This is a genomic window from Saccharopolyspora sp. NPDC002686, assembly GCF_040295745.1.
Classification (GTDB): Bacteria; Actinomycetota; Actinomycetes; order Mycobacteriales; family Pseudonocardiaceae; genus Saccharopolyspora; species Saccharopolyspora oryzae.
In genome coordinates, this window is the sequence record NZ_JBEOVY010000196.1 from 1 (window position 1) to 14,210 (window position 14,210).

At 71.0% G+C, this 14,210-nt stretch carries 16 protein-coding genes and 1 pseudogene; 3 read left to right on the top strand and 14 right to left on the bottom strand.

Annotated elements, in window-relative coordinates; all coding sequences use genetic code 11:
* On the top strand, positions 1-594 hold a 594-nt coding region (locus ABTZ89_RS23785; RefSeq protein WP_351048366.1), incomplete at its 5' end, for a FadR/GntR family transcriptional regulator.
* Between the two features lies 1 nt (position 595).
* Here the strand turns inward: ABTZ89_RS23785 and ABTZ89_RS23790 are convergent.
* The 14 genes from ABTZ89_RS23790 to ABTZ89_RS23855 form a co-directional block, all read right to left on the bottom strand.
* A complete protein-coding gene (locus tag ABTZ89_RS23790) occupies positions 596-1,396 on the bottom strand; it encodes an IclR family transcriptional regulator (RefSeq protein ID WP_270949930.1) in 801 nt (266 codons plus the stop codon).
* Positions 1,397-1,408: 12 nt separating this feature from the next.
* A complete protein-coding gene (gene pcaC, locus ABTZ89_RS23795; RefSeq protein WP_270949929.1) occupies positions 1,409-1,804 on the bottom strand; it encodes a 4-carboxymuconolactone decarboxylase in 396 nt (131 codons plus the stop codon).
* Positions 1,804-2,565, bottom strand: coding sequence for a 3-oxoadipate enol-lactonase (gene pcaD, locus ABTZ89_RS23800; protein WP_351048371.1), 762 nt, complete (start codon positions 2,563-2,565; stop codon positions 1,804-1,806). The genes pcaC and pcaD overlap by 1 nt, the downstream gene beginning before the upstream one ends.
* Entirely contained in the window at positions 2,562-3,875 is a 1,314-nt protein-coding gene (pcaB, locus tag ABTZ89_RS23805) for a 3-carboxy-cis,cis-muconate cycloisomerase (RefSeq protein ID WP_351048373.1), read from the bottom strand. The genes pcaD and pcaB overlap by 4 nt, the downstream gene beginning before the upstream one ends.
* A gap of 16 nt (positions 3,876-3,891) precedes the next feature.
* Positions 3,892-4,464, bottom strand: a complete 573-nt coding sequence (pcaG, locus tag ABTZ89_RS23810) for a protocatechuate 3,4-dioxygenase subunit alpha (protein ID WP_351048376.1) — start codon at positions 4,462-4,464, stop codon at positions 3,892-3,894.
* A gap of 127 nt (positions 4,465-4,591) precedes the next feature.
* A complete protein-coding gene (pcaH, locus tag ABTZ89_RS23815; RefSeq protein ID WP_270949925.1) occupies positions 4,592-5,347 on the bottom strand; it encodes a protocatechuate 3,4-dioxygenase subunit beta in 756 nt (251 codons plus the stop codon).
* Between the two features lie 34 nt (positions 5,348-5,381).
* Positions 5,382-6,149 carry a CoA-transferase subunit beta gene (locus ABTZ89_RS23820; protein ID WP_270949924.1) on the bottom strand — a complete coding sequence of 256 codons (768 nt, stop codon included), beginning with the start codon at positions 6,147-6,149 and terminating at the stop codon, positions 5,382-5,384.
* The gene (locus ABTZ89_RS23825) at positions 6,146-6,964 is read right to left on the bottom strand and encodes a CoA transferase subunit A (RefSeq protein ID WP_270949923.1); all 819 of its coding nucleotides are present in this window, start codon (positions 6,962-6,964) and stop codon (positions 6,146-6,148) included. Before ABTZ89_RS23825 ends, ABTZ89_RS23820 begins: the two co-directional genes overlap by 4 nt.
* A gap of 167 nt (positions 6,965-7,131) precedes the next feature.
* Complete coding sequence (locus tag ABTZ89_RS23830) at positions 7,132-7,617, bottom strand: NUDIX domain-containing protein (protein ID WP_351048380.1); 486 nt, start codon at positions 7,615-7,617, stop codon at positions 7,132-7,134.
* A gap of 82 nt (positions 7,618-7,699) precedes the next feature.
* Positions 7,700-8,689, bottom strand: coding sequence for a quinone oxidoreductase family protein (locus tag ABTZ89_RS23835; RefSeq protein ID WP_351048382.1), 990 nt, complete (start codon positions 8,687-8,689; stop codon positions 7,700-7,702).
* Between the two features lie 52 nt (positions 8,690-8,741).
* Positions 8,742-9,839, bottom strand: coding sequence for a CapA family protein (locus tag ABTZ89_RS23840; RefSeq protein ID WP_270949920.1), 1,098 nt, complete (start codon positions 9,837-9,839; stop codon positions 8,742-8,744).
* Between the two features lie 10 nt (positions 9,840-9,849).
* Positions 9,850-10,797 (bottom strand): DUF3048 domain-containing protein, encoded by a 948-nt coding sequence (locus tag ABTZ89_RS23845; RefSeq protein ID WP_351048385.1) that lies wholly within the window; start codon positions 10,795-10,797, stop codon positions 9,850-9,852.
* Positions 10,798-10,842: 45 nt separating this feature from the next.
* The gene (locus ABTZ89_RS23850; protein WP_351048388.1) at positions 10,843-11,469 is read right to left on the bottom strand and encodes an NUDIX hydrolase; all 627 of its coding nucleotides are present in this window, start codon (positions 11,467-11,469) and stop codon (positions 10,843-10,845) included.
* A 27-nt stretch (positions 11,470-11,496) separates the two neighbouring features.
* A complete protein-coding gene (locus ABTZ89_RS23855) occupies positions 11,497-12,105 on the bottom strand; it encodes a TetR/AcrR family transcriptional regulator (protein WP_351048391.1) in 609 nt (202 codons plus the stop codon).
* Positions 12,106-12,288: 183 nt separating this feature from the next.
* Between ABTZ89_RS23855 and ABTZ89_RS23860 the strand changes: the two genes are divergently transcribed.
* Positions 12,289-13,623 (top strand): carboxypeptidase regulatory-like domain-containing protein, encoded by a 1,335-nt coding sequence (locus ABTZ89_RS23860; protein ID WP_270949915.1) that lies wholly within the window; start codon positions 12,289-12,291, stop codon positions 13,621-13,623.
* A gap of 383 nt (positions 13,624-14,006) precedes the next feature.
* Positions 14,007-14,210 (top strand): annotated as a pseudogene (locus tag ABTZ89_RS23865) (hypothetical protein); the annotation flags it as partial.

The window sequence follows — 14,210 nt, forward strand, 5'->3', positions numbered from 1 at the left end:
GGTGTGAGCCGCGCGGCGGTGCGCGAGGCGTTCCGCGCGCTGGAAGCGCAGGGCGTGCTGCGGATGGCGGTGGGCACCGGCCCGGATTCCGGCACGACGGTCGCGGCGCTGCCCAGCCAGGCCCTGACCAGGCTGCTCCGGCTGCACGTGGCGCTGGCGAACTTCCCGATGGCCGACGTCGTGCGGGCGCGGATCATGCTGGAGCGCGAGAGCGCGCGCAACGCCGCCCAGCGCGCCACCGAGGCCGAACTGGACGAGCTGGGCGCGATGCTGGACGAGATGGACTCACCGGACTGCGACCGGGACCGGTTCAGCGACCTGGACACCCGGTTCCACGTCGCCATCGCCGAAGCCGGCGGGAACCGGCTGGTCGCGGACATGACGATCGCGATCCGGGAATCGCTGCGCGGACCCCTGCGCGAAGCCTTCGACGACCTCGGCGACGAGTGGTCCCCGGTCGCCGACGGGCTGCGCCACGACCACCGCCAGATCTACCAAGCTCTGGTCGCCCGAGATTCCGCCGAAGCAGAAGTGCAGGTCGAGCGGCACATCCGCAGCTTCTACAGCAGCGCTTGGCGCCAGGAACTCGGCTGAATCAGCGCGACACCGCGCGGGACGCCGGGGCCACGGAGAGGTCGGCTGCGATGCGCGATGCGGTGTTCAGCAGCGGCGGCAGGAGGTGGGTGCGGGCGTCCTCCGGGCTGGTGCGGGTGGCGTGCGAGGAGATGTTCACCGCCGCCACCACCTTGTTCGACCGGTCCCGGATCGGCGCGGCGATCGACCGCAGCCCGGCCTCCAGCTCCTGGTCCACCAGCGCCCAACCCTGCTCGCGGATGCGCGCCAGCTCCTCCCGGAACTCGTCGGGAGTGGTGATGGTGTGCGGTCCCAGCGGCGCCAGGTCCACTTCGGACAGGTAGACGTCCAGTTCGGCCGGTGGCAGGTCGGCCAGCAGGACCCGGCCCATCGAGGTGGCGTAGGCCGGGAACCGGGTGCCGATGTTGATCGACACGGTCATGATCCGCGAGGTGGGCACGCGCGCCACGTAGACGATGTCCGGACCGTCCAGCACGGACACCGACGCCGACTCGTGCACCTCGGCGACCAGGCGCTCGAGGTAGGGCTGGGCGATCTCCGGCAGCGAAATGCTGGACAGGTAGGCGAAACCGAGCTCCAGCACCCGCGGGGTCAGCGCGAACACCCGGCCGTCGGTCCACACGTAGCCCAGGTGCACCAAGGTGTGCAGGAACCGCCGGGCCGCCGCGCGCGACAAGTCCGTCGCGCGGGCGACCTCCGACAGCGTCATCTCGGGCTTGGACTCGTCGAAAGCGCGGATCACCATGAGCCCACGCGCCAGCGACTGCACGTAACCGCTGCTCGTCTCGGACGCGGACTCCATGCTTCCCCCTGCTCAGTCGGACTTCTCGTCACCCAGGATCGTATTGGCGATCGCGAAGGCGCTGTTGGCGCGGGGCACCCCGGCGTAGACCGCCACGTGCATCAGCACCTCGCGGATGTGCTCCGGCGGTACCCCGTTGCGGCGCGCGGCCTTGACGTGCATGGCGAACTCGTCCTCGCAGCCCACCGCGGCCAGGATCGCCAGGGTCAGCATGCTCCGGGTCTGCCGGTCGACCCCGTCGCCGCTCCACAGCTCACCCCAGGCGTAGCGGGTGATGAAGTCCTGGAAGCCCTCGGTGAACGGCGTGATCTTGGAGTTGGCGCGGTCCACGTGCTCGTCGCCGAGCACCTCCCGGCGCACGCCCATGCCCTGCGCGCGGCGGGTTTCGTCGTCGAGGCGGTCGGGCATCACAGGCTCCTCGTGAAGTGCTCGAGCAGCAGCCGGTTGACCTCGTCCGGCTGCTCGGCGTTGGCCAGGTGCGCGGCCGGGGACAGCACCTCCACGCGGGCGCCCGGGATGCCGGCGGCGATCTGCTCGGCGTGCGACGGGGGAGTGGCGGGGTCTTCAGCACCGGCGATGACCAGCGTGGGCGCGGTGATCCCGCCGAGCCCGTCCAGCAGGTCCATGTCCGCGATGGCTTCGCAGCACCCCGCGTAGCCCTCGTCGTCCGCGGCGGCGAGCACACCGCCGAACTTGGCGACGATGTCGTCCCGTTCGGCCAGCGCCGGGGTGAACCACTTCGGCAGCGACGGCTCCACCATCACCGCAGTGCCCTTCTCGCGCACCGTCGCGGCGCGGTCCCGCCACATCGACGCCGGGCCGAGGTCGGCGGAGGTGCAGATCAGGGCGAGCCGGTCGATGCGCTCCGGGGCGTTCTCGGCCAGCCACATGCCGGTCATGCCGCCCAGCGACACCCCGGCGAAGTGCGCCTTGCGGACGCCCAAGGTGTCCAGCAGCGCGAGCACGTCCCCGCCGAGCTGCTTGAGCGTGTACGGGCCGGGCCTGCCCGGGGTGGCCCCGTGGCCGCGCTGGTCGTAGCGCAGCACCTGGAACTCCCGCTCCAGCGCGGGAACCTGGTCGTCCCACAGCGTCAGGTCGGTGCCCAGCGAGTTGGACAGCACCACGACCGGGGCGCCGTCGGGCCCGGTCAGCTCGTAGTTGACGTTCACCGGTCCTCCAATTCCGCGTGCGCGGTCAGCGCGCGGTCGACGAATGCGGGTGCGGAGCCGAGGTAATCGGCCGGTTCGGTGGCCGCGACGACCTCGTCCTCGGACAGCACCTTCCGAACCTGCTGGTCGGCCAGCAGCTCGGCGCGCAGCGTCGTGCCGTCCTGCACGGCGCGGCGGCACAGCCGTCCGACCAGTTCCTGCGCTTCGGTGCGGCCGAGCGCATCCATCAGCCTGCCCGCCGCGCTTTCGGCCATCACCAGGCCGCGGGTCAGGTCGAGGTTGGCCGCCATCTTCTCGGGATGGACCCGCAGTCCGGCGAGCAGCTGCCGGGTGCCCGCGGCAGCGGCGGCCAGCAGGCGCAGCAGTTCGGCCAGCGGTTCCCACTCGGACTGCCAAGCTCCGGCGGCGCGCTCGTACTCCTGCGGCATCGCCGACAGCAGCGTCGAGACCAGGCCGGGCACCCGGCGGGATGCGGCGGTGATCAGCACCGCGGACACCGGGTTCTGCTTGTGCGGCATGGCCGATGAACCGCCTGCCTTGCCTTCGGCGAGTTCACCGATCTCGGTCTGCGCGTGCAGCTCGACGTCCAGGGCGATCTTGCCGAGTGCCCCGGCAGCCGTGCCCAGCGTCCCGGCCAGCTCGGCGATGCGAGTGCGGTCGGTGTGCCAGGGCACCACCGGTTCGGCCAGCCCCAGCTCGGCAGCGAGCAGCCCGACCACCCGGACACCACCGGTGCCCAGCGCGGCCAAAGTCCCCGCCGCTCCGCCGAATTGCACGGCCAACCGCTCCCGGCGGATCCGCTCCAGGGCGGTGATCGCCTCGTCGAGCGAGGTCAGCCAACTCGCGCAGCGGCTGCCGAACGTCGTCGGCAGCGCTTGCTGCAACAGCGAGCGGGCGATCATCACCGTGTCCCGGTGCTGCCGGGCGAGGCGTGCGCACTCGTCCGCCGCCGCGCGCAGATCGTCGATGATCAGGCCCAGGACATCGCGCGCGATCAGCATCGCGGCGGTGTCGATCACGTCCTGGCTGGTCGCGCCCCGGTGCACGTGCGGTTTGGCGTCGGCGTCCAGCAACGCGGTGAGGTCGCGCACCAGCGCGATCACCGGCGTCGCCGAGGACACCGCGCGCTCGGCGATCGAGTCGACGTCGAACAGCTCCACCCGGCAGTGCCGGGCGATCTCCTCGGCGGCGGTGACCGGGACGATCCCGGCTTCGGCCTGCGCCGCGGCCAGCGCCGACTCGAAGTCCAGCATCGCCTGCAGCCAGGCCGCGGCGGAGGTCCGCTCGGTGGCCGCAGGAGTGCTGAACATCGGCCCGAACAGGCCGTCAGATCGCGAAGAATACGGTTTCGTCATCGCCCTGGATCCGGATGTCGAAGCGGTAGCCCTGGTCGTCCGGGGTCGCCAGCAGCGTGCCCCGGCGCGCCGGATCCACTGCGGACAGGACCGGATCGGCGGCGTTGGCGTGCTCCTCGTCCGGGAAATAGACGCGGGTCACCACCCGGTTGAGCATGCCGCGCGCCAGCACCGTCACGTTGATGTGCGGCGCCTCGGTCTCCCCGGTCGGCGTCGGCAGCGGGCCGGGTTTGACGGTGCGGAACCAGAACTCGCCGTCGGTGTCGGTGGGGCAGCGGCCGAAGCCCTGCCAGGACGAGGATTCCGGGCGCGGATCGTCGGGGTGGTCGAAGCGGCCCTGCGCATCGGCCTGCCAGATCTCGAGCACGCCGTCCGGGATCGGGTCGCCGTTGCCGTCGAGGAGCCGACCGCGCAGCAGGAACGAGCCGGGCGTGCCGTCGGCGACGACCTCCGGGCCGTCGGCCCACAGGATCCCGCCGGGCAGGGCGTAGAACGGGCCGACGGTCTGCGACGGCGTCGTGGCCGGGGGAGTCGAAGCACCCATCAGTCGTCCTTTCCGCCTCTCCGCGATTCACAGTGGTGGTCGCGTCCGGAGGCGAACTCGCGTCTTGCGGTTTCTTGTGGCCGGGTTGCGTCACGTTCCCCTGAGGTCCGTTTGCGCGGGGCGCGGCTCAATCGTCGTCCTCCTCGTCCTCTTCGTCCTCGAACACGGTCGCCTGCGATCCGCGCAGCACGATGTCCCACTTGTAGCTCAGCGCCCACTCCGGCACCGTCGTGTCCAGGTCGAAGCGGGAGATCATCCGCTCGCGCGCCTGCTCGTCGCGCACCGAGTTGAAGATCGGGTCCTGGTGGAACAGCGGGTCGCCCGGGAAGTACATCTGGGTGATCAGCCGCTGGGTGAACGCCTGCCCGAACAGCGAGAAGTGGATGTGCGCCGGGCGCCAGGCGTTGTCGTGGTTCTTCCACGGGTAGGCGCCGGGCTTGATGGTGATGAACCGGTAGTTGCCGTCGGCGTCGGTCATGCACCGGCCGGTCCCGGAGAAGTTCGGGTCCAGCGGCGCCGGGTGCCGGTCGCCCTGGTGCCGGTAGCGGCCCGCCGAGTTGGCCTGCCAGATCTCCACCAGCGTGTTGGGCACCGGCTTGCCGTCGGAGTCCAGCACCCGGCCGCTGACGATGATCCGCTCGCCCAGCGGTTCCCCGCCGTGCTGGACCGTCAGGTCGTGGTCGTGCTCCGCGCAGCGGTCCTGCCCCAGCAGCGGACCGGTGATCTCGGTCAGGTAGTGCGGCAGGTACTGCAGCGGCTGCTTGGGGTGGCGCAGCGCCGACGAGCGGTACTCGGGGGTGTCCAGCGCCGGGTGGGATTGCTCGTCGTGCCCGTAGCTGGGCAGCACCAGCCCGGCTGGCGACCGGCTTTCGTAGGTGGTCATCGCTGCTCCTCGTGCTCCGAGCGGCGGGCGCCGCTCACTTCGCGCCTTCGATGGTGGCCTTCAGCTCCCGCAGCACCGCCAGCTCGGTCTCGCTCGGCGGCGCCAGCTCGGTGGGCTGCGCGACGGCCTTCAGCGGCCATCCGACGGCGGCCTGCGCCTGCTCGACCGTCGCACCCGGGCTGAGCTGGGTGAGGGTGAGTTCGCAGGTCTCCGGGTCGGGTTCCAGCACGCCCAGGTCGGTGATCACCTTGACCGGGCCCCGGCCGCGCAGCCCGAGCGCTTCCCGGTCGCCCTTGCCGGTGCCGTAGCCGACGGAGGTGACGAAGTCGAGCTCGTCGACGAAGCTGCGCGGGCTCATCCGCATCACGATGAGCACCTCCTGGCAGGACGCTGCGATCTCCGGCGCACCGCCGGCACCGGGCAGCCGCACCTTCGGGTCGGCGTAGTCGCCGCCGATCACGGTGGTGTTGATGTTGCCGAACCGGTCCACCTGCGCGCCACCGAGGAAGCCGACGTCGATGCGGCCGGGCTGCAGCCAGTAGTTGAAGATCTCCGGCACGCTGATCACCGAGTCCGCGGTGTCGGCCAGCACGCCGTCGCCGATGGACAGCGGCAGCCGGTCGGGCTTGGCGCCGAGCGTGCCGGACTCGTAGATCAGCACCAGGTCCGGTGCGTGCGTGCGCCGCGCGAGGTTGGCGGCGGTGCTGGGCAGGCCGATGCCGACGAAGCAGGCCGCACCGTCGCGCAGCGACCGGGCCGCCCCGACGGTCATCATCTCGTCAGCGGTGTACTCGGTGGTCATCGACCGCTCCTCTCGCGCTGGACCTCGGTCTCCAGCCAGTTCGCGAACTTCTCCCGGTCCCGGCCGATCGGATCCCACTGCTGGTAGTAGGCGTTGTCGCGCTCGTAATAACCCTGCGCGTAAGACGGGCTCGCGCCACCCGGGACCTCGGCGACGGCGGTGACCACCCACTGCGGCAGCACGACGGCGCCGGGGCGCGGGGTCAGCTCGTCGACGATCTCCTCGACGGTGACCAGCGAGCGCTTCGAGGCCAGCACCGTCTCCTTCTGCACGCCGGTGATGCCCCACATCTGCACGTTGCCCGCCCGGTCGGCCTGCTGCGCGTGGATGATGCCGACGTCCGGGTTGAGCGCGGGCACGGCGGTCAGCTGCTCCCCGGTGAACGGGCACTCGATCGGCTTGATGGTGTCGGTCTGCGCGGGCAGGTCGGTGCCGCGGTAGCCGCGCAGCACGGCGAAGGGCAGCCCGGAGGCGCCTGCCGCGTAGCGGTTGGCCATCCCGGCGTGGCTGTGCTCCTCGATCTCCAGCGGAACCGGCCAGGAGTTCTGGATGGCGTCGCGGAACCGGTGCAGCGAGCCGACGCCCGGGTTGCCGCCCCACGAGAAGACCAGCTTGCGCGCGCACCCGGCGCCGATGAGCTGGTCGTACACGATGTCGGGGGTCATCCGGATCAGGGTGAGATCGCGGCGTCCCTGCCGGATGATCTCGTGCCCGGCGGCGACCGGGATCAGGTGCGTGAAGCCCTCCAGGGCGATCGAGTCGCCGTCGTGGACGAGCTCCGCGATCGCCTCGTCGAGCTGCAGGATGCGTGCCACCCCGACCACTCCTCGTCTGTGCGCATAGTGAACACGTGTGCTTAATGCGAACGATATGCCGCGGCGATGAGCCAGGTCAAGGTTTTCCGCACTTCGCGGGCAGAAGAAAGCACCCGCGCCGATGCCCGGTCGCGGGTGCTTTCGCGGAGCTGTTCAGGTGTGCGGCGTCAGAGCTCGCCGGTGTCGGGCAGCCCGTCGGAGGGCAGCCCGAACACCCCGATCGCGGCCTCCGCCGCGGCGGTCGCCTGCAGGTATCCGGTCTCGCCCCAGGCCAGCAGGTCGCCGGCCTTGCCGGGATGCACCAGGAGCCGCCGGTAGGTCCGGCCGCTGTCCGGATCGGGCGCGGGCGGGTGCACCCCGCTGATCACGGCGGCCATCCGCACCTGCGCGTACGGCGAGATCCCGTCGTCCACGCACTGGTATCCCAGGTAGTGCGGCTCGTCGATGTCGAGGGTGACCTCTTCCATGGTCTCCCGCCGCAGGATGTCGGAGTACTCGACCTCGCCGGGCTCGGGCCGCCCGCCGGGCAAGGTGTGCTTCCTGCCGTCCAACCGCAGCAGCACCCGGCCGTCGGGGACGAACAGGAACCCGTACACCTGCCGCACCGGCAGGCCCTCGGGCACGGGACAGGTGTGCCAGCTGAACTTGGGCATCGGTGCGCATCCCCTCCCACGGCGCTGAGAAAGATCACCTTAACCGAGAATTCCGCGGAGCCGCGCGATCGCCGCGCCCCGGTCAGCGGAAGTCGAGGACGATCTTGCCTGCTGAGGTCGGTTTCGCCAGTGCTTCGCGGGCATTTTCCGCTCGTGCCGCCGGGAGGACTTCGTGCACGTGCGGGCGGATCCGGCGGTCGGCCACTGCGGGGAGGAGGCGGGTGCGGATCGCTTCGGCGATGCGGGCCCGGTCGTGGGTGCCGCGGGTTCGGAAGGTGGTGCCGATCAGGTGGACGCGGCGGTGGGCGAGCCGGTCCACGTCGATCGTCGACACCGGGCCGGCCGCCCGGCCGACCTGCACGACCGCGCCGCCGATGCGGGTGGCTGCGATGCACGCGTCGAGGAGAGCGCCGCCGACGTGGTCGATGACGAGATCGACGCCCCTGCCGCCGGTGGCGGCGAGCACGGTTCCGGCGAGGTCTTCGCCGCGGGTGTTGACCGCTCGCGCGCCGCGCGCGGTGAGCAGGAGTTCCTTCTGCGGGCTCGTGGTCGTCGCGAAGACCTGGTTCGCTCCCGCCCATCGCGCGATGTCCAGTGCGATCAGGCCGACGCCGGAAGTCGCGGCCGTGATCAGCACGTCCTGGCCGGCGGCGAGCTGCCCCTGGCCGAGCAGGGCGTCGTACTCCGTCATCAGCGCAGAGGGCAGCGCAGCGGCTGCCGGCCAGTCGAGCGCGTCGGGGACGGGGAGCGCGAGGCGGTGGTCGAACGCGACCTGGTCGGCGAAGGCGCCCTCGACCATCGCCATCACGCGGTCGCCGGTCTGCACTCCGGACACCGCACCGCCGACAGAGGTGACGACTCCGGCGAGGTCCGAGCCGACGATGTGCGGGCGGTCCTGGCGACGCTGGTCCGAGGCGTAGGTGCCGGCCAGTTCGTCGAGGTCGGCGTGGTTCAGCGCAGCAGCGCGGACCTCGACGACGACCTCGTTCTCCTCCGGTTGCGGGGGCTCGACGTCGTGCCGTTCCAGCCAGGTGGGGCCCGCACCGGTCGAGCCGAGGATGATCGCGCGCATGGTCCCGTTCTACCTCGGGCCACGAGAGCTGACCGGACGGTCCACTTCGGACTTACCGGTGGTGGGCCAGGAGCGCTCCGCCGGAGACGGAGACGGTGGTGCCGAAGTCGGCGCTGATGTCGGTCAGGGTGTCGCGGAGCCACGCGGTGTCGGGGGCGGAGGCCGGGTGCAGGCGCATGCGGCGGGACTGCATCGGCAGCATGCGCAGTTCGGCCAGGTCGCCGGCGGGGGTCAGGGAGGCGAAGAACAGCAGGCGGAGGTCGTCCCGGTAGCTCTCGTAGCCGGGGATCCCCTCGTAGTCGTCGATGAAGTCGCCGCAGCCGTAGAGGATCAGGCGACCGCGGTAGATCTCGATCGGGCGCGGGTGGTGGGAGGAGTGGCCGTGCACCACGTGCACCCCGCCGTCGATCAGGCGGTGCGCGAAGCGGATCTGGTCCTCGTCCACGTGGTACCGCCAGTTGGTACCCCAGTGCAGCGAGACCACCACGATGTCGCCGGGCCTGGTGCGCTCGCGGATCTCCGCGGTGAGCTCGGCGGCCCGCCGGTCGGAGAGGTCCGGCAGGTAGTTGACGCCCGAGCGCTGCGCGGTCGCCGCCCAGCCGCCGGGGATCCCGCTGGAAGCGGCGCCGCAACCGAACACCGCGACCCGGCCGTGCGGCGTGCCGACCAGCGCCGGGCGGTGCGCTTCGGTGACGTCGCGGCCCGCACCGACCCAGCGCAACCCGGCGGCGGACAGCGCGTCGAGCGTGTCGGTCAGACCGCGGCGGCCGAAGTCCAGCACGTGGTTGTTGGCCAGGCTGCACACGTCCGGGTGGCCCGCGCGCAAGCAGTCCACGTTGGCCGGGTTCATCCGGTAGTGCACGCCCTTGCGGGCGGCGAAGTGGTCGTCGCGGGTGATGCTGGACTCGAGGTTGATCACCCGCACGTCCGGGGCGGCCTCCTCGATGGCCCGCAGCGCGCTGCCCCACGGCCAGGCATATCCGACCGGGCGGCGGATGGGTCCGTTGAGCGCTTCGGCGGCCGCGACGTAGCTGCGCGCATCGTGCAGGTAGAGCTCGTGCAGGTCGGGATCACCGGGGTGCGGCAGGATCTGGTCCACCCCGCGACCGGGCATCACGTCGCCGCACAGGAACAACCTGACCAGGGCCACGTCGCCTCCTTCACGGGCTGAGCACGATCCACACCTGGCCGGTCCCGACCGGCAGCGGCTCGCCCGACGGGCCGGTGTACGTCGTCCCGGCATCCGGCGCGGTGCGGGACCAGGTGCCGTCGAAAGCGCGCCCGTCGCGCAGCACCACGACCGCGCCGCTGCCGACGGTCTCGGCGATCGGGGAAGGGTTGCCCGCAACGTCGTGGATGGCGGATTCGCGTTCGTGCACCCGCTGGATCACCACGGTCGGCGCGCCGAGGCGGCCGGTGTCGACCGCGGCGTAGGGCGCGCCGTCCATCGACACCAGCCACCGCTGGGTCGGCGGATCCCAGTAGAACTCCACCGAGGCCGAGGGGAAGTGGACCTCGTAGTGGTCGGTCGGGGTGCCGCCGGCGGGCGGGGGCCCGACGGTCGGGCGGTTCTGGGCGGGCCAGTCCGCGCCGGGCGGCAGCTTGGCCGGATCGAGGAACAGGTTGTGCGGGACCGGACGCGCGTTGTCCCGGGAGTAGGCGGCGGGCTGGTTGGAGTCGGAGGCGTCCGTCAGCGGCGCGGAGTCGATCAGGGGGATCAGTTCAGGCGCTGCACCGGAGAAGGCCAGGGTCGGGTGGCCGAACTGGGGGAGCAGCTCGGCGTCGGTCTCCCGCGCGCTGCGGACCGGGCCGATCAGGGGCGGTAGCTGGCCGGCGAAGATCCCCAGCAGGCGGCTGTAGCCGCCCTCGACCGGTTCGACGTAGACCAGGTTCGCGGCACCGATGCCCACCGGCGGCCGGGCCTCCGGCACGTTGTCGATCTTCACCGCGAGCACCGGTGCGGAAGGGGCTGCTGGTGCGCCGCCCGGTGGTGGCGCAGGAGGAGTTCCGGCACGCGGTGGCTGGGACGGGCTGCACGCAACTCCGCCGAGCACCGCGAGCACGATCAGAGCTGCGGCGAACACCGCGCGCAGCAACTCGCGCCGCATGGAAGCTCCCGGATCTCCCTCCAGGTCCAGGCTACGCCCGTGCGGTCACCGCCAGGCGAACAGCGGCTGCTCCAGATCGGCCACCCTGGTGTGCCGGTCGTGCAGCACGACCTCGCGGAACTGGTGCAGCACGGCGGCTGTCGGCGCGTGGATGAGCGTGTCCAGCAGCGGCAGCTGGATCACCGGGCGGTCCGACTCGGCGATCTGCACGAACCGGGGCGCGACGTCCAGGTCCGCCAGCGGAACCAGGTCGACGCAGGCCACTTCGTCGGGGTTGGGCGCCAGCTGCGGGGCCTCGCCGATCCACACCACGATCGGCGTGATCACGTAGCCGGAGCGCGTCGCGTAGTCGTCCAACCGGCCGAGGACGTCGTGCTCGGCGGCGGACACGCCGAGCTCTTCCCGCATCTCGCGCAGAGCTGCCTGGACCGCGTTCTCGCCCGGGTCCACCCGGCCGCCGGGCAGCGCGAACTGACCCGCGTGCGCGCGCAGCGTCGAGGAGCGCCGGGTCACCCAGACGCCGAGTTCTCCGCCCTCGCTGGCCAGCGCGACCGCCACTGCTGCTGACCGGCGGTTCAGCAGCGGGATGTCGGTGGTGGGGAACTGGTCGAGGCGTTCTGCGACGAGGCGGCGGGCGGCGTCGGGGTCGGTGGGCAGCGCGGGGTCGGGCATCGTGGTCCTCTCGCAAGGTGCGGCCGGTCAGTCGGGTGGCATCCCACTGCCTAGCAGGTCGAACGCCCGGTCCAGGAACTCGTGCGGGTCGACCTCCGGACCCGCCTGGTGCCAGGACTGGATGGACGTGCGCATCGCCGTGATGGCGGTGCTCGCCAGGAGCCGGATGTAGAGGTCGTCGCGGTCGCGGCCGAGCCGTTGCGCCAGCCCGTCGGCCAGCGCTGCCTCGAGCGCTCGGGAGGCGAGCACGACCCGGGGCATCAGCTCGGGGTGGGCGCGCAGCACCTGGGCCTGGTCGCGCCAGGTCGGGGCCGCCATGGCGCTGTCGATCGCGGAACCGAGGACGGTGTGCGCCACCCGGATCGGCGAGTGGTCGGCGGGCTGGGCCAGCACGGCCTGGGCGGTGCGCGCCACGATGTCGGAGTTCCACGGCACCAGGACTTCTTCCTTGGCCGTGAAGTAGTTGAAGAAGGTGCGCGGGGACACCTCGGCGCGGGTGCAGATGTCCTCCACGGTGACCGCTTCGACCCCGCGCTCCAGGAACAGCCGGATGGCTGCGTGCTGCAGCGCCTGCCGGGTGGCGCGCTTCTTCCGCTCGCGCAGCCCGCAGGTCGTGTCGGCCGTGGTGTCGGTCATCCGGTTCGTCCGTTCCTTTCGAGTCGCCGATGTTGCACACCTGCATTTTTGCACGGACTGCAGAAATAAGTTAGTGTCGCTAACAGTCAATCCCGGGGTAGTTCTCGCCCGCGGCGCCGATCGCGCCGGGCGATCCGAACCGAGTGCAGCGTTGCGCCCCCGCCCTGCTCGCGAGGAGTTCCCTTGACCGAGGCACAGCCGACATCGCTGGTGCGCACCCTGGCATCGGCGCTGTGGTTCCCGATGTTCTTCATCGTCGGGTTCATGGTCTGCTACCTGCTGCCGTTCCACGCCCCGGCGCCGCACAACATGCCCGTCGCGGTCGTCGGCGAGCAGGCCGCGCACCAGCTCGGGGCCGCTTTCGAGCAGAAGATGCCTGGTGGGGTGGACGTCGCGGCGGTGCCCGACGTGCAGGGGGCGCGGGACGCGATCACGCATCGCGATGCCGTCGCCGCTTACGACCCGGCGCACGGGGAGCTGTTCTACGCCAAGGCGAACGGCTCGGCGCTGCTGATGGTGCTGCAGCAGATGTTCACCCCGGTCGCTTCGGCCACCGGGCAGCACCTGGTGATGACCGACCTGGCCCCGTCGGCGCCCGGTGATGTGATGGGCACCGGGCTGTTCTACTGCCTGCTGGCGCTGAACATCCCGCCCTACATCACCGTGATGATGTTGCTGCGGGCCGCGCTGAGCACTCGGCAGAAGCTGCTCGCGCTCGTCGGGGTCGGGGCCTTCGGGGCGATCGTCTGCTACCTCGCCGCGTGGTCGATGGACGTCATCCACCCCGAGCCGGTCCTGATCCTCATCGGCTTCCTGCTCACGCAGGCGGTCGCCTGGCCGACGTTCGGGTTGGTGCCCTACGTCAAGCAGTTCATCCCCGGAGTGGCCATGGGGACGTTCGTGCTGCTGAGCATGCCTTCCAGCAGCGGGGCCATCCCGAAGGAGCTGGTGCCGACGTTCTTCCAGTCCCTGCACCGGTTCTTGCCGCTGGGGCAGGCCGTGGACTCGATGCGCGGGATCTTGTACTTCAACGGTGCCGGGGCCCTGCCCGCGGTCCTCGGGCTGTGCGCGTGGTGGGCGCTGGGGATCCTGCTGGTGGTGGTCAACCAGGTGCGGGCCAGGCGGAAGCGCGTGTCGGACCCGGAAGTGGTCACCACCGCGGGTACCTACGAGCACGAGGACGACAGCGATGTCGTCGTCGACCCCGCCATCGAGGCCCCGAAGCCGCGGTACCACCACACGCTCGCCGGGACCGTTCGGGATGTCGGCGGTGAGCCGGTGAGCGGGGCGATCGTCACTGTGACGGATGCGAGCGGGGTCCAGCTGGCGCACCTGGTGGCCGGCGGGTCGGGGGAGTACGAGGTGCACGACCTGCCCGGGCAGTACGTGACCGTTGTTGCTTCCGCGCCGGGGCGCCGGCCTGCCGTGGACCGCGTCAGCGTGCGGCCCGGCCGGATCGGCGGGTACGACTTCGTCCTGGAGCCGGAGGAGCGGGGGCGGGTCGGGTCGTCCCGGTAGGCGTGGGCGAGTGCCCGTCGGTGGCCATCCGAGTTCGGCGTCGTGCGTGATCGAGTCGGCTTCATCACATGGTTGAGCGACCGAAGTTTCGGGGGTTGTGATTCGTCGCCGGAACATTCGGTCGTGCGGGCGGCGAATTCGTCCGTTTCGGGCATCGACTTTTCGCAGATGGGTAGTCGGACTTTCTCGGCCATATGGCTTATGGCCAGCTAAAATGGCTGCAATGGAGGCTGTGTTTCCGCCAGGTTAGGCGCTGCTCGAGAAGGGTAGTGAAGCCTTTCCTTTTCTAGGGGAGCCTGCCCTGTGTGCGTTCTGGTTCGCGGAGATTAGGGAAGACTTTCCTTGATTGTCGTCCCCATTCGTTCCGGTTAATGTCTGGAAATGTGACTACTTCGGAAATGGTCGATCGCACTCCTGAACCGAGTGCTCCCGAACTGCGCCGGTCGTCGGGTGTCCCGCTCGAACAACGGCTCAACGCGCTGCGGGCCGGAGTGCTCGCGGGCCTGCGGGGCGTCCGGGTCGGGCAGCGGGGTCTTCCAGTAGGTGCCCGGGTCGACGCAGCTGATCGGGGTGCTGTGCGCGACGTT

Coding starts and splice junctions, on each gene's coding strand:
- ABTZ89_RS23790 (WP_270949930.1), bottom strand. CDS start 1,396: ATGGAGTCCGCGTCCGAGACGAGCAGCGGTTACGTGCAGTCGCTGGCG.
- pcaC (WP_270949929.1), bottom strand. CDS start 1,804: ATGCCCGACCGCCTCGACGACGAAACCCGCCGCGCGCAGGGCATGGGC.
- pcaB (WP_351048373.1), bottom strand. CDS start 3,875: ATGTTCAGCACTCCTGCGGCCACCGAGCGGACCTCCGCCGCGGCCTGG.
- pcaG (WP_351048376.1), bottom strand. CDS start 4,464: ATGGGTGCTTCGACTCCCCCGGCCACGACGCCGTCGCAGACCGTCGGC.
- pcaH (WP_270949925.1), bottom strand. CDS start 5,347: ATGACCACCTACGAAAGCCGGTCGCCAGCCGGGCTGGTGCTGCCCAGC.
- ABTZ89_RS23820 (WP_270949924.1), bottom strand. CDS start 6,149: ATGACCACCGAGTACACCGCTGACGAGATGATGACCGTCGGGGCGGCC.
- ABTZ89_RS23830 (WP_351048380.1), bottom strand. CDS start 7,617: ATGCCCAAGTTCAGCTGGCACACCTGTCCCGTGCCCGAGGGCCTGCCG.
- ABTZ89_RS23835 (WP_351048382.1), bottom strand. CDS start 8,689: ATGCGCGCGATCATCCTCGGCTCGACCGGTGCGGGCCCCACCTGGCTG.
- ABTZ89_RS23845 (WP_351048385.1), bottom strand. CDS start 10,797: ATGCGGCGCGAGTTGCTGCGCGCGGTGTTCGCCGCAGCTCTGATCGTG.
- ABTZ89_RS23850 (WP_351048388.1), bottom strand. CDS start 11,469: ATGCCCGACCCCGCGCTGCCCACCGACCCCGACGCCGCCCGCCGCCTC.
- ABTZ89_RS23855 (WP_351048391.1), bottom strand. CDS start 12,105: ATGACCGACACCACGGCCGACACGACCTGCGGGCTGCGCGAGCGGAAG.